Source organism: Maribacter sp. PR66 (genome assembly GCF_028464205.1).
In the GTDB taxonomy this organism is placed as follows: domain Bacteria; phylum Bacteroidota; class Bacteroidia; order Flavobacteriales; family Flavobacteriaceae; genus Maribacter; species Maribacter flavus.
In genome coordinates this window covers 921522-942979 of record NZ_JAQPCH010000001.1, presented here as the reverse complement: position 1 = coordinate 942979, position 21458 = coordinate 921522, and the positions used below count along the sequence as shown (strand labels likewise).

Below are 21458 nucleotides of genomic sequence, written 5' to 3'. Positions count from 1 at the left end.
AAACATTTTATTATCGGGCAAAATAGATAAGGGTTAGCTTCAGTATATTAGCTGAAAAGATATCTATGCGCAATCCAATTTTACTTCTGCTTTCAATTTTTTGTCTGATTGAATTAAATTCCCAGACCAATCGCTATACCATTTCTTTTGAGAACGCCGTGCACCATGAAGCCTTCATAACGGCCACTTTTCCAAACATCACTACAGATACCCTCACGGTGCGTATGAGTAGAACTTCCCCGGGTAGATATGCCTTGCATGAGTTTGCCAAGAATATCTATGGGTTTAAGGCGTATGACGGTAAAGGAAATTTGCTCAAAGCACATAGACCGGATCCATATCAGTGGCAAGTTATGGGTCATAACGGTACCGTTAAAATCGAGTATTTATTATTCGCCAATCGTGGGGACGGCACGTATTCCCAAGTGGATGAAACCCATGCCCATTTGAATATTCCGGCCACATTCATGTATGCGCCAAGCTTGGAACTTCGGGACATTGAAGTAAGCTTTATTATAAGAAAAGACCTGAATTGGAAGGTGGCTACGCAATTGCCCTTGGTGTCCGGTACAACCTATGCCGCACCCAACGTACAGTATTTTATGGACAGCCCTGTGGAAATCAGCAATTTTGGTTTAAAGGAATTTCAGGTCGATGGGCAAACCATACAATTGGCACTACACCATAATGGCACCGAGGAAGAGCTCGAGACCTATTTTGAAAAAGTCAAGAAAGTAGTCCTTGCCGAGAAAGAAGTCTATGGGGAATTGCCTGATTTCGATTACGGCCGATATACCTTTCTTGCCTGTTACATTCCAAATGCTTCGGGCGATGGCATGGAGCATCGAAATTCGACCATTCTAACCAGCACAAGAGGATTGGCCAACGGTGGTATGGAAGGCAACATTGGAACCGTTTCCCACGAGTTTTTCCATGCTTGGAACGTGGAAAGGATTCGGCCCCGATCGCTGGAACCCTTTGATTTTGAAGAAGCGAATATGAGCGGGGCCCTTTGGTTTGCCGAAGGTTTTACCAGCTATTACACGAATCTTATATTGTGCCGGGCCGGATTGATTTCGCCAAAGGAATATATAGAAGGTTTAACGGGAACCTTTAACTACGTTTGGAAATCGCCCGCCACCCAATTCTTCAATCCCATTGAAATGAGCTATCAGGCTCCGTTTGTGGACGCTGCTACTTCAGTAGACCCCGTAAATAGGGAAAACACGTTTATTTCTTACTACTCGTACGGAAGCGTTCTTGGATTGGCTCTGGATCTATCGCTTCGGGAAAGAGGGCTGAACCTGGATGATTTTATGAAGCTTGTCTGGAATAAATATGGCAAGACACAAACACAGTATACAATTGAAGACTTACAGAATACATTAAACGAATATGCCGGAAAGGAGTTTGGGGAAGCCTTTTTTGGTTCCTATATCTATAAGAGTGAAATGCCGGATTACGAATCCCTTTTTGACAGGGTTGGGGTTGATCTTACCACTAATCCCAATATCCCATACCTGGGTATCTCGGCACGATTGAACGGAGATGGAAATGGCGAGATTACCACAAACCCCAAAATGGGAAGTCCCGCTTACGAAGCCGGTTTGGACAAAGGGGATGTCATTATGGCCATCAACGGGGAAAAATTCCCCGATGGCATGCAGTTCGATGCCTTTATATCACAGTTCAAGCCTGAAGACGTTCTAAAAGTTGATTTTGAAAGATTTGGCCTTCCAAAAAGTACAAATGTAACCTTGCGACCAAGTTCCATGTACACGATAGTTGCCAAGGAAGACGAAGCACTTACCAAAAAACAAAGCAATGCTAGAAAAGAATGGTTGAAACTGCCATAAATGGATATAAATTACTGTCGTGCCACTGCGGACGAGGAATTGTGGGGCATATTATTGCTTCAACAGAAAAATGCTTTGGATTCACTAACCGATGAGGAAAAGCAACAAGAGGGCTTTGTAACCGTCATCCATACGTTTGATTTGTTAAAGCGGATGAATACGGATTGTCCACATATCATTGCAAAAGTCAATGATAAAGTCATAGGTTACGCCTTATGCATGACACGGAACTTCGGTACCGATATTCTGCTACTGGCCCCGATGTTCGAAACGGCGGATACACTCTTACCCGGAAAAAAGTATTTGGCCATGGGACAAATCTGTGTTGCTAAGGAATATAGGGCACAAGGGGTTTTTAGGGGTATGTATACCTATTACCGCCAAGCACTTGAGAAAGACTACGATGGCCTCCTTACCGAGGTGGCCACGAACAACAAACGTTCCTTGAACGCCCATTTGAGTGTAGGCTTTGAAATTTTACAAACCCATGTATCCGAAGATATTTCCTGGGAATTGGTCTATTGGGATTGGAGGTGAATAAAGGGAATCCAGATGTTGCAAAAAAAACAATTAGCCAGGTATCTTTCTAATCTTAAAGGCCTTCCGTCAAGACCTTCCTCTTATCATGCGGGTCAGATGCATCCCAAAGATCCACTTTTAAAAATTTTGCGATTTCAACGCACATATTTAATGCAACCTCATCATCATAGCTAAAATAGACACGTTTTCGGCCTCCTCTTTGTAACCATAAATTCACTTCATATCTTACAGGAACCTTCCTGTCAAAGTTGATGGAACGTGTTTTATGCGCTTTAAAAACAGAAATATAGTCAACAGGGGGCAATTCCTCCCATTTTCCAAATCCAAACCGACCTATATGCCGACGCGTTTGAAGCCTTTTGTTTGCTTTATCCAAAACTATGCTGGTACTTTTACTTAAAAGTACACCCATTCCGGCCATAACTATAGCCATGTACAAATTCCCTACCTGAAATTTTTGATAAACAAATCCAGGTCGTAACAAATTATGTCCCTTTATAAAAATACTTAGGAAAAAAATTAAAAGGCTAAAGGCCAAAGCACCCATGATCAATTGTAATACAGGTGGCCTGCCTTCACTTATTTCCAGTTTGTCCTTGTTAGTCAGAATTAAACAATTTAATATCGCAATATAAAAAAACCAACTCTTTCGAGTTGGTTTTTTTATTTCCAATTCCCCTCCTTTGGAGGGGTTAGGGGAGGATTAATCCGCCAATACGATTACTTTATTGTCCTTAAGTTCTACGGTACCACTGGAAATTTCCAAAACCGTATTCCCGTCTTGGTCCTTTGCGAACTTGGAAGCATAGTCCTCCTCGATATGCATAGTGCCCTTTACCTTTACTTTTCCCTCTTGTAAAAGGGAAACAATGGGTGCGTGGTTCTGCAACATCTGAAATTCACCGTTTATTCCTGGAACGGTAACGGATATTACTTCTCCGGAAAATAAGGTTGCTTCGGGCGATACTATTTCTAAATACATTTTTTATAGTTGTTCGTTGTTTGTTGTTCGTTGTTGGTTACCTAGAACCACCAACAAAGAACAAATAACCATTAGGCTTCAGCTAACATTTTTTCTCCTGCTTCAATAGCATCCTCGATAGTTCCCTTCAAGTTAAATGCCGATTCTGGCAAGTGATCCAATTCACCATCCATTATCATATTAAAACCTTTGATAGCATCCTTTATATCTACCAAAACTCCTGGGATACCCGTAAACTGTTCCGCCACATGGAACGGCTGGGAAAGGAAACGCTGTACACGTCTGGCCCTACCTACGGCCAATTTATCCTCTTCGGACAATTCCTCCATACCCAAAATGGCGATGATATCCTGTAATTCCTTATAACGCTGTAACAACTCTTTAACACGTTGCGCACATGCATAATGATCCTTACCCAAAATTTCAGGTGTCAAAATCCTGGACGTAGAATCCAAGGGATCCACCGCAGGGTAGATACCCAACTCCGCAATTTTTCTGGAAAGTACAGTATTGGCGTCCAAGTGGGCAAAGGTTGTTGCTGGCGCGGGATCCGTTAAGTCATCCGCAGGTACGTATACCGCCTGAACGGAAGTAATGGAACCTCTTTTGGTTGAAGTAATACGCTCTTGCATAGCACCCATCTCGGTGGCCAAAGTTGGTTGGTAACCTACCGCTGAAGGCATACGGCCTAATAGTGCAGATACCTCAGAACCAGCTTGTGTAAATCGGAAGATATTATCTACAAAGAACAATACATCTTTCCCTTGTCCTTCCCCTGAACCATCTCGGAAATATTCGGCAATGGTCAAACCAGAAAGCGCCACACGTGCACGTGCTCCCGGTGGTTCGTTCATCTGACCGAAAACAAACGTTGCTTTGGAATCCTTCATGGCCTTCTTATCCACTTTGGACAAGTCCCATCCACCATCTTCCATGGAGTGCATGAAGTCCTCACCATATTTGATAATGCCTGATTCCAGCATCTCACGAAGCAAATCATTTCCTTCACGGGTTCTTTCACCAACTCCAGCGAACACGGAAAGCCCACCGTGTCCCTTTGCGATATTGTTTATCAATTCCTGGATCAAAACGGTTTTACCTACACCGGCACCTCCAAAAAGACCAATTTTACCACCTTTCGCATAAGGTTCGATCAAGTCGATTACCTTAATACCCGTGAACAAAACCTCTGTAGAGGTTGAAAGGTCTTCAAATTTTGGTGCTTCCCTGTGAATGGGAAGACCATTTTTTCCTTCTTTTGGCAAATTGCCCAAACCATCAATAGCATCTCCAATAACATTGAACAGACGTCCGTAAACATCGTCCCCAATGGGCATTTGAATCGCGGCTCCTGTTGCAACCACCTCAGTCCCCCTGCTAAGTCCATCGGTAGAATCCATGGAAATTGTCCTAACGGTGTTTTCCCCAACATGTGATTGAACTTCCAAAACCAATTTTGAATTGTCCTTATTGGTTATCTCCAAGGAATCGTAGATTTTAGGAAGATCTTCTCCCGACTGAAATTCTACATCCACCACGGGCCCAATGATTTGCGAAACTTTGCCTGTAACTTTTGACATTACTAATCTGTTTATATATTACTTAAAAAATGCTCTGATTTTCAGGCTGCAAAGATATGTCTTTCAATTTTAAACAAAAATTGTTTTTTTGGGTTTTTTACAAAACAAAAAAGATGCACTTAAATGCATCTTTTTGTTACTTTTTTAAACCCAATACTTATTGAAGCGTAGGCGAAAAATTGGTAGGATACTCCCCAACATTTACCAAGTTTCCTGAATCCTCAAAGTTGGAACCATAGGTAGCATCAATGGCCTTCATAAACTCATTGGCGATCAAGGCATATCCCCTGGCCGTTGGATGGATACCATCCAAGGAAAACGCGCCTCCAGTTACCAAACTTGCGGTCAAGGTATATTGCCCGCTCGTGATGCCTCCATTTGCCAGTTGGTTCAACAAAGCATTGGCATCCACGAATGCCAAGCCTGCCTGACTGGCCGCTGCCGATATAATCGCGTTAAAAGCGTCGGTCGCATTCGCAATTTCAGTCTGTTCCTCCGGAGTCAACACCCATTTATCCGCCAAAGGCAAACTTACTCCCTCAACGGAGAACTGGCCGGCCAAAGTAGCCGATAGACCCTGGGCCACCAAGGCACCTGCCGCCTCCATGTTGACCGTTCCAATAACCGTACTGCTGGGCAGCACAAAGAGATCATCCGCAGTGGCCTGCCTCGCCTGACCATAGGTAGTACCCAACAGACCTGCAACCAGAGGAGCCGCCTGTGCAGGCAAGCCAAACTGTTGTACGAAAATAGGGAAACCTGGGTTGGCATTTAAAGCCCCTGTTATCTGGGCCGAAAAATCGGTAAGGCTTTCATCCCGTATTACCACGGCATTTGCCTCTGTTGTAGAGAAGGCTATAATCCTTTCCGTAGCTCCCAAAGCTGTAAAAATCTGATTTAAGGCACCAAAAATGGTGTTCAATGTCGGGATTTGAGCGGCGAAATCAGGATTGGATGGATCTAATGCGTTGAACGGTACCGTAGTAAAATGAGGTATACTTGTAACATCTGGAATATTTGCAACCACACCTTGAGCGCCAGTAGCTGCCAATGTTTGGATCAGGGCGCCATAGGTATTTGCAAAACCAACCCCCGGTGGGCCATCGATCGGGGTTATTGGGTCAGTGCCATCACCTCCCGTAGTGGCATAGCCAAGAACGTCATTGTTCCCGATCCATAAGGAAAAGAATGTTGGGGACTGACTTGCCGCCATTTCCAAAACACTGATATTTGGATTTGAACCGGTCATCCTCACAAAGTAAGGATTGGCAAGTTCAAGGGATACATTGCCCAAATTCCCATATCCGGGAGCCAACAAATGAAAACTTTTTGCCCCAGGTACACCTAGATTATTGAAAGGCCCGGTTGGATTGTTCAATGCTATATCAGTCCCTACGGTAACAGGACCAATAACCGACTCCAGCGGTACAGGTCCGGCCCCACCAAACACCAATCTTGGTCCTTGAATTCGATTACCGCCTGCGGCCAACCCACCAAAGTTATCGCTGGTTAGTGGCTGTACAAAATCACCACCACCTACCATGGCAAACTTTTGGGATAGAATATTGGGCGTTGAGAAATTTTGGCCTGCTTGGAACAAGGCTCCATCCGTAAAACCGGCCGTTAGGGAATTTCCCAAAGAAACATAATTTGAAAAATCAGCTGAGCCTGCCGTAAGTTCCGGTTTGGCTTCAGGTTCAATAATTGGGTCCAGATCTACATCCTCCGGGTCGTTACAATTGGTAAAGACCAATAGAAGGGAGTATAAAAATATATAGGTTATTCTTTTCATTTCTAAACGGAATTTAAATTTCATTTTTAGTTGTTGATTGTCCATGACAGATAATACATAGACCCGATAAATCCGGTTCCGAAGGCCGTAAAGTATTCATCGCCCAACAAGTTGTTACCACCAATCTTAAAGGTAGATTTTATGCTAGGTATAGTGTAATTGATCTGTGCATCCACCACATGGAATTCCGGTACGACCCCATTACCAAAAGTTGCTTCCCAATAGTAATCATCGCTGAACCTGTAATTGATATTGAAACCAAAATTCTTGAACAGCTCTGCATTACCAAAAGAAGCCTTGAACTGATGTTCTGGCGTATTGAAGCCCACCTGAAAATCAGGATTGGCAACCCTGTCGAAATCCAACTTGGCATAAGTATAACTTCCGCTTAGGTCAAAATCACCCAATACTTTGGCGGTAAGTCCTAAAGACGCTCCATAGGAATTGATGTCCACATCTGAATTGGTATAGGCCTGATAGGTCTGAAAGTCACCATTAGAAATAGCGGCTACGGACAACGCGCCATCACCTACGGTACCGTAATAAGGTGCGATAACATTTTCTGGTGCCAAGAAGTTACTGTAGCTATTGTAATAAGCACTAAAATCTATAACCAATTTTTTTACCTTGCCTCGATATCCTATTTCTACCGAGGTAACTTGTTCGGGCTGTACCACATCAGGATTGGCTATTTCCAAAACCGCAGGATTTCCAGTTTCGGACAATCTTATAACCGATTCCGCTGAATATGAATTTTCATAAGCGGCCCTACCAGTTTGGACGATACTTGATGGCTGGCCCAACAATTGTCCACCTCCACTTACTTCAAAAGTTCTTTGATACCTGTCCAAATTATCAGGTGCGGCACCCACCAAAATGGCTCTACCAGCATCCAAGCCAATAAAAAGGTCTTGGGTCGTTGGGTTTCTGAAACCTGTTTGGATAGAAGCCCTAATGTTATGGTCTCTATTTAAGGAATAACCCGCAGAAAACCTAGGCGAGAAAAATCCATCAAAGAATTCGTTCTTATCATATCGGACGGAGGCAGTCAATTTTAGGCTTTTTTCATTGGCCATTTCAATTTTCTTTTGAACTTGGGTGTACAAACCAAATTCCGAATAATCGATGGGGCCATCAGCGTCCGTATAAATAGTTCCAAAAGAATTTAAACTGTATTGCCTGTATGAACCACCGATTTGAACTTCTGCCCAGTCCCATAAATGACCAAAGTTATAGTTCGCATCTGAGTGATAGTACTTTGAGGCGTCCCTAAACTGAGAACCTCTGGAAAGATCAGGATTTCTTATTACTCGATCAAAGGCCGCTTGAAATTCTGGGGTACCGGGTAAATATCTCCCGGATTCTGCCTGTGCCCTTGCGGCGGCATGGGCCTGTTCCTCGGTGGCACCGGCTAAGGTCGCTTGGACAAAAGTACCTGTATATTCGCCAAACCATGTGTTGTCATCCTTCCAAGATCGGTTTATGTTGATTCCTGTAAAAACCATATCATAGGAATCGCCAGCTTTATCCGAAACTAAATAACCTCTAAGGAAGAAATTATCGTTTCTAAGTTCCAACTTGTGCTGCTCCTGGAAAAAGTTCGCAATATTATATCGGTTGGTACCTTGGTATATGGTATTTCCCGTGCCAATTTTACCAACATAGGAAAGTTCCAGGTTGTTGCCCTCTATCGGCCTATAATAAAGTCCCCAATCGGATTTAATACTTCGGGCAGTATAGTTTGTCAAATCGCTTTCGTTATACCCTGTACGGCTTACCTCCACGGAAGGCACCAAGGCGTTCGCACCGTTAGGAAGAATTCCCAATCCCTCCAAGGTTACGGCCACGTCCTTTATATCCGTAGAAACCTCATCCCCATATACGTTGATACCGTCATAATTTAAGGCATCCCTTGTACGGCCCGGAACAAACTTGTCGACCGTACTGGTCGCTGCCCAGTCGGTACCGTCCAAATACCCAAAATTCCATTTAATGGCAAACTTATCGCTAAACTTATGGGCGGCACGTACCCCAACATCCGTGTAGGAGTTTGTTCCAGCGGCTTCCTGGGAAGTGACCCCTTGTTTTACCGATACGCTAATCCCTTGATAATCAAAGGGACTTTTACTTCTCATAAAGAGAATCCCATTGAAAGCATTGGCTCCATATAAAGCCGATGCAGCTCCTGGCAATAGTTCCACACTTAACACATCGGTCTCAATCATACCCACCAAGTTTCCAATAGGAAAGTTCAAGGCGGGCGTGGAATTGTCCATTCCATCCACCAACTGCATAAAACGGGTGTTGGCGAATGTTGCGAAACCTCTAGTGTTGACCGATTTAAATGTTAAACTATTGGTGTTCACGTCTACACCCTTTAGGTTTTCAAGCCCACTGTAAAAATCGGCCGAAGCCGTATTTTTTATGGTTTCGATACCCATTCTTTCTACGGTTACCGGAGATTCAAAAATCCGTTCCGGGGTTCGCGAAGCGGAAATTACCACCTCGTCCAAAAACGTCTGTGCTTCGGAAAGAACTACCCGAAGTGTTTGATTGTTGGAAGTAATGTTTTCGAGTCCATCAGTATAACCAATACTGGTAATACTTAACTGAAAGGGGGGCTCTTCTGATGTCTGCAATATAAAATTACCATCAAAATCGGTTGTGGTCCCAATTGCCTTGCCTACAATTACGATATTGGCACCTGGAATCGGTTCGCCGTTTTGGTCAACGACATTTCCATTGATCGTTGTTTGTGCATAGCCTGATGCCCCAAACAAAACCAATGCTAACAGTAGTATTGTTCTCATTCTTAATTTGAGTTAGAATTTTAGTGTGATGAAGATACAGATAATTTTATATGAAAAATAGGAATTTGAAAAAAATTATGCATGCATAGTATTATTTTGATAATTTACGATGCCGATTTTGATGGTTTTAGTATTCCACCAATAAAAAAAGGACGCAAAATTGCGTCCTTTAGATTTTATTAAATTCGATTTTACTCTACAGTAACCGACTTGGCCAAGTTTCTTGGTTGGTCTACATTACAACCTCGCATGACCGCTATATGGTATGAAAGTAATTGTAAGGGTATGGTAGTCAATAAGGGTGAAAGACTTTCCAAGGTTTCTGGAACCTCAATAACATGGTCCGCCAATTCCTTTACTTGCTCATCACCTTCGGTAACGATCGCTATGATTTTTCCCTTTCTGGATTTTATTTCCTGGATGTTACTGACCACTTTTTCATAATGTCCCTTTTTTGTTGCAATAACAAAAACGGGCATTTGTTCGTCTATCAAGGCAATAGGACCGTGCTTCATTTCTGCAGCAGGATAGCCTTCCGCGTGAATATAGCTGATTTCCTTAAGTTTCAAAGCACCTTCCAAGGCAACCGGAAAATTGTACCCCCTACCTAAATAAAGACAATTGGAAGAGTCCTTATATACATCTGAAATAACCTCGATCAAAGGATTCGCCTCCAGTGCTTTTTCAACCTTATTAGGGATGGTCTCGAGCTCGGTAAGGAATTCGTGGAACTTTGTTTCCGAAAAAGTTCCTTTCTCCTTGGCCAGTTTTAGGGCCAACAAAGTCAATACCGTAATCTGGGTAGTAAAGGCTTTTGTGGATGCCACCCCGATTTCTGGACCGGCATGCGTATAGGCTCCGGCATCTGATTCGCGCGCTATGGAGGAACCTACAACGTTACATACCCCAAAAACAAAGGCTCCTTTCTCCTTGGCCAACTTTATGGCTGCCAAGGTATCTGCAGTTTCACCGGATTGGGAAATGGCAATTAACACATCCTTTTCCGTAATAACAGGATTTCGGTATCTAAATTCCGAAGCGTACTCTACTTCAACGGGAATCCTGGCCAAATCCTCAAAAATATATTCTGCCACAAGACCGGCATGCCAAGAGGTACCGCAGGCTACAATAATGATTCTATTGGCATTCATGAACTTTTCCAAGTTCTGGTCGATTCCTGCCATGCGGATGATTCCTTGATCGGCCAAGAGTCTTCCCCTATAGGTATCCTTTATGGCCCTTGGCTGTTCATATATTTCCTTCAACATGAAATGATCGTAGCCTCCTTTTTCAATTTCCTCCAAATTCATTTGAAGTTCTAAAATCCGTGGATAGGCAACGGCATCATTTTTGATCTTTCTAAGTTTTATCTCCTTACCGAGTCGTACTATGGCCATCTCTTCATCTTCCAAATAGACGGCGTTATTTGTGAATTCGATAAAAGGGGACGCATCGGAAGCTATAAAGAATTCATTCTCCCCTATTCCGATAGCCAAAGGACTTCCCAATTTCGCAACTACGATTTCATCTGGCTTCCTTCTATCGAAAACTGCGATGGCATATGCCCCAACTACTTGGTTCAAAGCTATTTGGACGGCCTGGCCCAATTTGACATCCTCTGTTTTCTTCACTTCCTCAATAAGATTTACCAAAACCTCCGTATCCGTATCCGAGGCAAAAGTATATCCCCTTTTGGTCAACTCCTTTTTAATGGATTCATAGTTCTCGATAATTCCATTGTGTATGATGACCAAATCACCGGAATTGGAGTAGTGTGGATGGGAATTCACGTCGTTGGGTACCCCATGCGTTGCCCATCTTGTATGACCGATACCTATAGAACCTTCTTGGGAAATACTGTTAGCCTTCTGCTTTAAATCCTCGACCTTGCCCTTAGTCTTTACCAAATTGATTTGACTGCCATCAAATAAGGCAATCCCAGCACTATCATATCCCCGATACTCCAAGCGCTGTAATCCTTTTATGATTATTGGGAAGGCATCCCTATGTCCAATGTAGCCGACTATTCCGCACATATTATATTATTAAATTATAAAAGTAGTTCAAATTTAATCCAACGAACAAAAGTTCAATAAGTTATCAGTTTATTGAACGAATAAATCCTTTAAAGTGTATACATTAAATGAAAAAAATCTGATAGGCTCTTATAAAGTACCTACTCCGTTCTAGTATAACTTATTTCCAACCTTAATCTTTTATCATAATTTGGGTCGGATTCCGGGATATTACTCCCGAACAAAACAGTACCTAAGGGTGTTAGATTGGAGGTCACGGGAATATCCTCTTCAACACCATTGGCAAAAATGGCATTTGTGACATTTGATATTTGAATATTCGTAGTAAGCGTTAAACCCAATGTACTATTTACAGAATCCCTAACGATAAGGTTATTTATATGGTCCGTGATTCTAACCGTATATTTTACCCCAAGGCCATTTTCCTCCACAAGGACCCCATCATAATTTGGGTATGTTGCAAGTGGATTTAGGGAACTTGGTAGTGGTTCTGTGTTCACATTGTACAAAGGACTATTAGTTTCTGAATTATACAAATAGAGACGGGGTGGTTCTGCAGGTTCAGCACCCATACCTGGATAACTCCTATCCACATAAAATACAAGATTGGCTTCGTTAATTATCCAATTGTTGGCCCGTATTTGCTCCAATATATTTTCGGCGTTGTCTGGCTCAAAAAGTTCTATTTCAGACGTGATACCTGCACCCCCCTTCAAGAATATTCTGGATGCATTCATGTTGGTATCAAAGGAATCTAAAACATCTTGTGGATAATTTTCGTTCATAAAAGTATTCACGGCATTTCCTGAAAAACCAGCTGCAGCAGTGCCCGTCAATAGGTTTAAGGTAAATGTGCCCTCACGTTCTTCCGCCTCGCCCAGTTCAGAGTCGTAAGCTAGATAAGAGTAGTTGATGGTAATATTGGCTTGTGTCAAGTCCAACAGCAATAGTGTTGGATCGCCAATCGATTCCAATAATGATAAATGGATACCTCTAATAAATTCCGAAAAATTCGACTGACTCAAAAGCTCAGGCTTACCTTCCATATCCAAAATGTTATCCTGAAAAAATTCGGTATCCAAAGGCACGCGAATACCAGGGTCCAATTTCGTAAAGATTAAAGACTCATCCGTATCTTCCGTATCTTCATCATCCTCGCCAGGTATTAATATTTCCCTGTTATCTACAGTAATTTCTCCATCCATATCCGAGTCGTACAATACGTCTGAAACGAAGGTTGGTGCAAATTGTTGGCTAGAATAATATTGTTGCGCTTCTTGAAAATTGGTGTTAGGATCCAAATCCCTTAGAAAATATGTAGAACGCTGAACTTTTAAACCTATGGCTACAGGTTTGACCACATCATCATAATTCTTTGCATTCACATAAATGCTGTCCAAATCTACCGTAGTGGGAAAATTATTTGCAAATATTTGGGAATCATCAGTGTCGTTGAGTCCATCCAAATCCAAATCCACACTTTGGTCATCCAAGGGATCTGTATTGGCCGTTCTTTCTTCAGCATTTGTGGCTCCATCACCATCACTATCATTCGTTGGATCCTCAGGAAGATCATCAAACTCATCGGCTACACCATCATTATCAGTGTCCCTTGAAATCGCCTTGGTTAAATACGGGATATAAAGGTAGACTTCCTTCACGGTTTCCTGTTCATTAATGGTAGTCGCCGAGTCGTCATTTTCAGCATCATCCTCGATTCTTTGGGAAAGCACCCCAAATGTGGGGTTGGTAGTTGGTAAATTTAGCTGCGATGTAATAGTAGCTGTTGTCTTGCCATAAACGGGATCATTGTAGATTCCAAGTTGGTAAATCGGCAGTTTATTTGTTCTTACCGCTTCAATATTGCGGTTATATGCAAAGACATCGTACACCTCTTTTCCTGTTGAAAATGGGTTTTCACCTGTTACTCCTGCACCTATGGTAGTGAGGTCTTGTTCGCAGGAAAAAAATATCGTACATATTATGAAAACCCCAAATAATAGGGGTAAAGCCCGCTTATGAAAAATGTTCATTCAGATTATTTTAAAACTTCCGTGTTGTAAAAATTAGCATATGCTTCCTCAAATTCTTGGATTGGAACATATTCTAACACAGGTTTTTCTTGATTGGAAATATGTGTTGTTAGGTCTTCTGGAATTTCTTCCGAGGCTAAAATAATGGCATCGGAATAATCGACGGCAACTTTTAACAAATTATTATAGGAGGGGCTTTCCAAGGAGGCGATTTCTTCCTCTGGAATTCCATCAAAAGCAATTCTCTTGATCATGTCCTTATCCAGCTCACCTTCAAAAGTCTTACCATAAACGGAGAGTACGATTTTACTATCCGCGAAAAGAGGCTCATCCGCATAATACTTTTTAAGATAAAGCGGCAACAAACTAGCCATCCATCCATGCACGTGAATGATATCTGGAGACCAATTCAGTTTTTTAACAGTTTCCATCACTCCTTTTGCAAAAAATATGGCCCGCTGATCATTATCCGGAAACAACTCGCCCTTTTTATCGGCAAAGGTTGCCTTTCTTTTAAAATATTCCTCGTTATCTATGAAATACACCTGTATGCGCTCCCTAGGTATGGAAGCTACCTTAATTATCAATGGCATGTCCATATCGTTTATGACCAGGTTCATGCCGGACAATCTGATAACTTCGTGTAATTGATGCCTTCTTTCGTTAATGTTACCGTACCTGGGCATAAAAATCCTAATTTGGCCCCCGTTACTGTTTACCATTCTGGGTGCCTCATAGGACATATGTGAAACTTCATTTTCGGGGAGGTAAGGGACTAATTCAGAAGATACAAACAATACCTTTTTACCATTCATAAAAACTATATTTTATTTTTCACGGAAACGCAGGTGCAAAATTACAAAAAATATAGAGATTACCAGTATTTATAGTAAGTTTGCTCGCTAATCACGATTTCGCATGCGCCCTATCGAGACAAAAAAGGAACTTGATAAAATTTTAAATCGCACCCCTTCTTCAAACACATTGGGACTTGTTCCTACCATGGGTGCACTACATAAAGGTCATCTTGCCCTGGTCAAAAAGGCCGTACAGGAAAATGACCGGGTAGTAGTTAGTATTTTTGTCAACCCAACACAATTCAATAATAAGGAAGACCTTGTAAAATATCCCAAAGACCTCTCCAAGGACCTAGAACTTATAGAAAGTGTTGATCCGGATATTATCGTCTTTGCTCCATCGGTGGAAGAAATCTATGCGCAATCCGTTAGGCCTAAAAAATATGATTTCCAAGGATTGGACAACGTGATGGAAGGGGAATTTAGAGACGACCATTTTAATGGTGTGGGCACCATCGTGGAACAGTTGTTCAGTTTGATCCAACCAAACAATGCCTATTTTGGCGAGAAGGACTTTCAACAACTCCGCATCATTAAAAAACTCGTGGAAATACAGAAAATACCCGTGAATATTATCCCCTGTCCAATTGTAAGAGAAGACCACGGTTTGGCCATGAGTTCTAGAAATGAAAGGTTAAGCGAAAACATACGACTAAAGGCCGGGTTCATCTTTAAGACATTGCAAACTGCCAAGGAAAAATTTGGCACGAAAAGTGCTTTAAAAGTGAAGGAATGGGTAAAAAACCAGTTTCTTAAAGAGGAGGATTTTGAAATGGAATATTTTGAGATTGCCGATGTGGAAACACTGAGCCCGTTAAAAAGAAAAGTAAAGAATAAAAAATATAGGGCGTTTATTGCCGTTTATGCCGAAGATATAAGGCTAATTGACAATATAGCACTCAATTGACTAATTTTGTCCCATGCAAGTACAAGTAGTAAAGTCCAAGATTCATCGTGTAAAGGTAACCGGAGCCGACCTAAATTATATAGGGAGCATTACCATTGACGAAGACTTGATGGATGCTGCCAATATTATACAAGGAGAAAAAGTTCAGATCGTAAACAACGACAACGGGGAGCGTTTGGAAACCTACGTCATACCTGGACCCAGAAACAGTGGCGAAATTACTTTGAACGGAGCCGCGGCCAGAAAAGTAGCGGTTGGGGACGTCTTAATTCTGATTACCTATGCCTGGATGCCCTTAGAGGAAGCCAAAACCTTTAATCCTAGCCTTGTATTCCCGGATGAAAAGACCAACCTTTTAAAATAGGTTTGCCAGCACCATTTTCTACATTTTTAGTTCAAGTGTCATTTCAATGAAGAATACTTGCTTACTTTAGACGTCCATACCCAAACATTGTGAACCCATCCTTGAAAAAGACCCTTAAACTGATCGTGCCTATACTTATTGGGGTGTTTTTAGTACTGTATTGGTATTTAAAGACTTCACCGGAAAACAGGGAGCAGATTCTTTTTTACATCAAGGAAGCCGATGTTTTCTGGGTTTCCATTTCATTGCTTTTGGGTATCATAGGTCATGTTTCAAGGGCCATTCGATGGAACTATTTGTTGGAACCTTTGGGTTACAGACCAAAGTTGATCAACAATATTTTAATGATCTTTATGGCCTATCTGGCCAATTTAGGGGTGCCGCGCACGGGTGAAATTTTAAGGGCAACGGCCTTAACCACTTATGAAGGCGTTCCCTTTGAAAAAGGCTTTGGAACCATCGTTACGGAACGTGTTATCGATTTGATCATGCTATTGATCGTGGTCATAATCACGCTCTTTTTACAGACTGATATTATCATCACCTTTTTTGAACAACGCGGATTCAATGCCAGCGGACTGATAATCCTTGGAATTGCAGGATTCGCGGCAGTCCTGATTTTCTTTTTGTTCATCAAAAAATCAAAAAACGCAATCGCCAAAAAAATCAAGATGTTTATAAAAGGATTGTTGGATGGTGTCTTCAGCATTTTTAAAATGAGGAAAAAATGGGCTTTCGTTTTTCATACTATCCTCATTTGGGCGTGCTACATTGGTATGATGTGGGTCATAAAATTTACAGTGCCGGAAACCGCCCATCTGTCCCTTAATGAAATCATGGTCGCCTTTGTCTTTGGAGCTTTCGCCATGGCTACCACAAATGGCGGTGTGGGTCTTTTCCCCATATTGGTGAGCAAGGCTTTGGGGCTCTTTGGAATAAGCTCCGTATCCGGGGACGCCTTTGGGTGGATTATGTGGATCGCACAAACCCTCATGAACATCGTCTTTGGTGCAATATCTTTTATCCTATTACCGTTATTGAACAGAAATAAATAACCAAATCTTCTGTCCAATAACCTATTATGCGTCATTTTATTACTACTCTGACACTTCTATTGGTGTCTTTTGCCCAGGCCCAAACCACCCAAGAAATTTTTGAATCCTTCAAACTTCAGGAAAGAAGGGATGTTCAATACTACTTTCCTCCAAATATGGATGAAAACAAGAAATATCCTTTAATTGTCGTCTTGGATGCCAATTACCTGTTTGATCAGGTAGTGGCCACTTCAAAATATTACAGTCGGTTTCACGGCATGCCAGAAAGTATCGTTGTTGGCGTAAACCAAAGTGAAAACGGCATCCGTTTGGAGGATTGTGCCTTTGATCCAGAAAACGGACTTCCCAGCGAAAAAGGAAAAAAATTCTATGAGTTCATAGGAATGGAGCTGATTCCCTATTTGGATTTAAATTACAGCACCGCGCCTTTTAAAATGATATTCGGGTACGATATTTCAGCAAACTTTCAGAATTATTGGCTTTTCAAGGACAACTCGGTCTTTGATGCCTATGTAAGCATCTCCCCTACCTTGGCCCCAGAAATGGAAAGCAGGGTGCCATCGCGTTTAAACACCTTTGATAAACAAATGTTCTATCAATTGATCGTTGAAGGCGAGCAAACTGACGATACTCAAAAAATTATGGCATTGGATACCGGGATAAGGGCCTTGAACAAGGAAACCCTCCATTATTTCTTTGACAAATACGATAAAGCAGACCATATTTCCGTCGCTACCTACGGCATTGGAAAGGCCTTCGATAATGTATTTGGCATGTTCAAGCCGATAAGCCCAAAGGAATATAAAACCCAAATTTTGACTTCGGATGAACCCGTATACCAATATCTTGAAAACAAGTATCAGGGCATTGTGGATTTGTTCGGCTTTAGTAAGCCGGTGGAACTGAACGACATCATGGCCATCTATGCCGCCACCCGAAAGAAAGAAGATTTGGAATCCTTAAAATCGCTTTCGGAATTATGCAAAAAGGAATATCCAGATACCATGTTGGGCTTTTATTTTGAAGGAGAATATTACGAGCAATTGGGAGAGCCCAAAAAAGCATTGAAGACCTTTGAAAAGGCTTTTCAGATGGATGAAATCGATTTTTTAACTAAAGAAATGGCATTGGAAAAAATGGACGCATTAAAAGCGGATTTTGGTTTCTAACCTACACCAAAAACCGCAAACCCAAATATAAACTTAGATCCCAAATCTAACCTACAACCTACAATTATGTTTAAAGGCATCTTTAAATACTACGCCTGTGCTGGCGTGTATTTTACTTACTATGGCCTTAAAGGCGATAAACTATTGGTGTTGAGCATTCTTTCCCTATTCTTGGCATGGGCCTCCTTTTTTATGGCCATCTGGGAATTCAAGAAAAAACAATCCGAAGAGGAATAACGGATTCTCCTTTTTAAACTTCACATACCAATTGTTGTTGAGGAATGTGCCAAAATTTACGCGGTTGCTATTTTCATTGCCGAAGCCATGGATATTGCTAATAGCCAAGGTTCTTTGCAATTTTCACAATGAAGGCATAGGGAAAATGAAAAAGTAAATTGGCTCATTTTTAAATTGGAAATGGTATTGGTACCTTAGCGCGAATCAAGGAAGTTACCAATGGCCAAAACTAAAACCGCTTTCTTTTGTCAGAATTGCGGCACGCAATATGCAAAATGGGTGGGACAGTGTTCCGCTTGCAAGGAATGGAATACGGTCGTTGAGGAAGTGGTTCAAAAAGATGAGAAAACCAGTTGGAAACCTAGCAATTCCACAGCCAAAAGGGCCTCCAAACCCTTGTTGGTACATGAAATAAGTGTTGAAAAGGAACTCCGACTCAACACGTTCGACCAAGAATTCAACAGAGTGCTTGGGGGTGGTCTCGTACCAGGGGCCTTGGTACTTTTGGGCGGAGAACCGGGCGTGGGAAAAAGTACGCTCCTTTTACAGATTGCCCTGAAACTGCCGTACAGAACCCTGTATGTTTCCGGTGAGGAAAGCCAGAAACAGATCAAGATGCGGGCGGATCGCATCCATCCCAATAGCGAAACCTGTTATATCCTCAAGGAAACCAAGACCCAGAATATCTTTAAGCAAATTGAGGCTACGGAACCCGATATTGTGGTCGTCGATTCCATTCAGACCTTACATTCGGATTATATTGAATCGGCCGCGGGGAGTATTTCGCAGATCAGGGAATGTACAGCGGAGCTTATCAAGTTTGCCAAGGAAACCAATACACCGGTGATACTGATAGGTCATATCACAAAAGACGGTTCCATTGCGGGACCCAAGATTTTGGAACACATGGTAGATACCGTCCTGCAGTTTGAAGGCGACCGAAACTACGTCTACCGAATCCTTCGTTCCCTAAAAAACCGATTCGGATCTACGGCGGAATTGGGCATTTATGAAATGCAGGGCAGCGGACTAAGAGAAGTAAACAACCCCTCCGAAGTATTGGTCTCCAAGAACGATGAAGACCTGAGCGGAACCGCCATTGCCTCTACGGTGGAAGGTATGCGGCCTTTGTTGATAGAAATACAGGCATTGGTAAGTACGGCAGTGTATGGTACGCCCCAACGTTCCACCACCGGATACAATGCCAAACGCTTGAACATGCTTTTGGCCGTGTTGGAAAAAAGGGCCGGATTTAAATTGGGTGCCAAAGATGTTTTCCTGAACATTACCGGGGGAATTTCCGTAGACGACCCCGCCATTGACCTTGCGGTAATTGCCGCTATATTATCCAGCAACGAGGACATTCCCATTGAAAAGGGCATCTGTTTTGCCGCGGAAGTGGGACTGGCCGGGGAAATCCGACCCGTACAACGGGTGGAGCAGCGTATTCTGGAAGCCGAAAAACTGGGCTACACCACCATCTTCGTTTCCAAAAACAATAAAATTGGATTAAAAAACACCAAAATCAAGGTGCAGCTGGCCGCCAAGATTGAGGATGTGGTAAGTAGCTTGTTTGGATAATATTGGAACGATAGCGCTATAATTGGTGACCCCTATCAGGTCAATGCTTTTTGGTCATTGATTATAACGCGTGTTGGGCGTAGTTTTATAAGAGTATGAATCAATTAAAATTTTATCAATAGTAGAATCTGAATAGTCTTCTGTTTTGATACTGTAAATAATCAATACAACTCCAGTAATAATAAGTCACTAAATTTCAATATTGGTTTCCATTCTGTAACTATAGTCATGTTTGGTTTCCATTTCAGTTATATCTTTTTTGTTTTCCTTATTTAGTTTATGTAACAACCAAACAATGCCTATACCGAGTAATAATACGCCAGTAGCAAAAACCAGAAGGCTTTTAGGGATATAACTATTCCATTCTGTAGTCACGTTTTTTTAAGTCATTTTCAAAATTATTACCAACAAATGTATATAGTTTCAAGTTGTTATATTTCTATTTTAAATATACTACCTCCTATCCCTCATAATCCTAGATAAGGTCAAAATGATTATAATGACCACAATGATCAAGGCTACTTGCCAAAAGCCAACTCTTAGAAAAACCAATAGATCCATCATTACGGTGCAGGATTAGGATGTTCGTTATGAATTTTTTCGATGTCCTCCATGATTTCAGGAGTCAGGGTTATATCGATACTTCCAATATTTTCCTGTAGCTGTTTCATGGTGGTGGAGCCAATAATATTACTGGTCAGAAAGGGTCTAGTGTTCACGTAGGCCAGAGCCATTTGGGCCAAGGAAATATTATGTTCCTGTGCCAGTTCATAATATTTCTGGGTAGCTTTTACCGCAGTATCGGAGCTGTATCTTTTGTAGTTGGGAAATAAGGCGATACGGGAACCTTCCGGCAATCTATTACCCAAATACTTTCCGCTCAATACACCAAAGCCCAAGGGGGAATAGGCCAATAGGCCAATGTTCTCCCGCATGGAAATTTCGGCCATGCCAACTTCGAACAACCGGTTGAGCAAACTATAGGGGTTTTGAATGGTAATCATTCTAGGTAATGAGGCGTGAACCTTGCTTTCCTCCAAAAAACGCATGGTACCCCAAGGCGTTTCATTGGAAATACCTACGTGGCGTATTTTCCCCTCGCGCATCAAATCCTGTAGGGTTTCTAAAACTTGGTGAATATTGTCCTCCCAATAGTCGGTTACCTGGTGGGTATAGCCCCGTTGACCAAAATAGTTGGTATTGCGCTCCGGCCAATGCAATTGATATAGGTCTATATAATCGGTCTGTAACCGTTTTAAACTTCCCTCCAAAGCTTCTATGATGGATGCACGGGTAAATCCGGTGGTTCTGATAAACTTCGTAAAATCGGCCTTGCCGGCAATCTTACTCGCCAAAACGACCTTGTCCCTGTTGCCATTTTTCTTAAACCAAGTACCGATTATTTTTTCGGTCAGGGAGTGTCTATCCGGATGTGCCGGAATGGGGTACAGTTCCGCCGTATCAAAAAAATTGATGCCCTGGTCCAAGGCATAATCCATTTGTTCATGCCCTTCGGCTTCGGTATTTTGGTTGCCCCAGGTCATGGTTCCTAGGCATATTTTACTGACTTCAACATCGGTATGGGGAAGGTGGGTATATTTCATATTAAATGCGGCAGATTATCAATTTAAAATCTTAAAATTACGAAATAGGAACGGT

17 protein-coding genes are annotated in these 21458 nt (G+C 42.0%); 8 read left to right on the top strand and 9 right to left on the bottom strand.

The annotated features are described in order from the left end of the window. Nucleotides 1-65 precede the first annotated feature (65 nt). Both PP181_RS04085 and PP181_RS04080 read left to right on the top strand, forming a co-directional pair. Nucleotides 66-1856 carry a M61 family metallopeptidase gene (locus PP181_RS04085; protein ID WP_272636070.1) on the top strand — a complete coding sequence of 597 codons (1791 nt, stop codon included), beginning with the start codon at nt 66-68 and terminating at the stop codon, nt 1854-1856. Beyond that, nucleotides 1857-2393 (top strand): GNAT family N-acetyltransferase, encoded by a 537-nt coding sequence (locus PP181_RS04080; RefSeq protein WP_272636069.1) that lies wholly within the window; start codon nt 1857-1859, stop codon nt 2391-2393. It abuts the gene before it with no gap. Between the two features lie 55 nt (nt 2394-2448). On the opposite strand, the gene PP181_RS04075 is transcribed toward PP181_RS04080, so the two are convergent. From PP181_RS04075 to PP181_RS04040, 8 genes are all read right to left on the bottom strand, one after another. Continuing rightward, nucleotides 2449-3069: a hypothetical protein gene (locus tag PP181_RS04075; RefSeq protein WP_272636068.1), complete on the bottom strand. Its 621-nt coding sequence runs from the start codon at nt 3067-3069 to the stop codon at nt 2449-2451. A gap of 30 nt (nt 3070-3099) precedes the next feature. Continuing rightward, nucleotides 3100-3378 carry a F0F1 ATP synthase subunit epsilon gene (locus PP181_RS04070; RefSeq protein ID WP_272636067.1) on the bottom strand — a complete coding sequence of 93 codons (279 nt, stop codon included), beginning with the start codon at nt 3376-3378 and terminating at the stop codon, nt 3100-3102. Nucleotides 3379-3449: 71 nt separating this feature from the next. Beyond that, on the bottom strand, nt 3450-4958 hold the full coding sequence (gene atpD / locus PP181_RS04065; protein WP_138256885.1) for a F0F1 ATP synthase subunit beta: 1509 nt from the start codon (nt 4956-4958) through the stop codon (nt 3450-3452). Between the two features lie 157 nt (nt 4959-5115). Then, nucleotides 5116-6750, bottom strand: coding sequence for a G-D-S-L family lipolytic protein (locus PP181_RS04060; protein WP_272636064.1), 1635 nt, complete (start codon nt 6748-6750; stop codon nt 5116-5118). A 26-nt stretch (nt 6751-6776) separates the two neighbouring features. Continuing rightward, on the bottom strand, nt 6777-9560 hold the full coding sequence (locus tag PP181_RS04055) for a TonB-dependent receptor (protein ID WP_272636063.1): 2784 nt from the start codon (nt 9558-9560) through the stop codon (nt 6777-6779). Nucleotides 9561-9751: 191 nt separating this feature from the next. Continuing rightward, nucleotides 9752-11596 (bottom strand): glutamine--fructose-6-phosphate transaminase (isomerizing), encoded by a 1845-nt coding sequence (gene glmS / locus PP181_RS04050; RefSeq protein ID WP_154917935.1) that lies wholly within the window; start codon nt 11594-11596, stop codon nt 9752-9754. A gap of 140 nt (nt 11597-11736) precedes the next feature. Further along, nucleotides 11737-13629, bottom strand: a complete 1893-nt coding sequence (locus tag PP181_RS04045) for a DUF4270 family protein (RefSeq protein WP_272636062.1) — start codon at nt 13627-13629, stop codon at nt 11737-11739. A gap of 5 nt (nt 13630-13634) precedes the next feature. After that, a complete protein-coding gene (locus PP181_RS04040) occupies nt 13635-14444 on the bottom strand; it encodes a glycogen/starch synthase (protein WP_154917933.1) in 810 nt (269 codons plus the stop codon). A 103-nt stretch (nt 14445-14547) separates the two neighbouring features. Here PP181_RS04040 and panC point away from each other — a divergent pair, with 103 nt between their 5' ends. The 6 genes from panC to radA all read left to right on the top strand — a co-directional run bounded on the left by panC (nt 14548) and on the right by radA (nt 19799). Beyond that, nucleotides 14548-15393, top strand: coding sequence for a pantoate--beta-alanine ligase (gene panC / locus PP181_RS04035; protein ID WP_138256879.1), 846 nt, complete (start codon nt 14548-14550; stop codon nt 15391-15393). 13 nt (nt 15394-15406) lie between these two features. Further along, nucleotides 15407-15757, top strand: coding sequence for an aspartate 1-decarboxylase (gene panD / locus PP181_RS04030; protein WP_099545342.1), 351 nt, complete (start codon nt 15407-15409; stop codon nt 15755-15757). 89 nt (nt 15758-15846) lie between these two features. Beyond that, nucleotides 15847-16812 (top strand): lysylphosphatidylglycerol synthase transmembrane domain-containing protein, encoded by a 966-nt coding sequence (locus PP181_RS04025; protein ID WP_154917931.1) that lies wholly within the window; start codon nt 15847-15849, stop codon nt 16810-16812. Nucleotides 16813-16838: 26 nt separating this feature from the next. Continuing rightward, the gene (locus PP181_RS04020; RefSeq protein ID WP_272636061.1) at nt 16839-17981 is read left to right on the top strand and encodes an alpha/beta hydrolase; all 1143 of its coding nucleotides are present in this window, start codon (nt 16839-16841) and stop codon (nt 17979-17981) included. A gap of 66 nt (nt 17982-18047) precedes the next feature. Beyond that, nucleotides 18048-18218 carry a hypothetical protein gene (locus PP181_RS04015; RefSeq protein WP_161598219.1) on the top strand — a complete coding sequence of 57 codons (171 nt, stop codon included), beginning with the start codon at nt 18048-18050 and terminating at the stop codon, nt 18216-18218. 219 nt (nt 18219-18437) lie between these two features. After that, entirely contained in the window at nt 18438-19799 is a 1362-nt protein-coding gene (gene radA, locus PP181_RS04010; protein WP_272636060.1) for a DNA repair protein RadA, read from the top strand. 563 nt (nt 19800-20362) lie between these two features. Here the strand turns inward: radA and PP181_RS04005 are convergent. Beyond that, nucleotides 20363-21403 (bottom strand): aldo/keto reductase, encoded by a 1041-nt coding sequence (locus PP181_RS04005; protein WP_272636059.1) that lies wholly within the window; start codon nt 21401-21403, stop codon nt 20363-20365. Between the last annotated feature and the right edge of the window lie 55 nt (nt 21404-21458).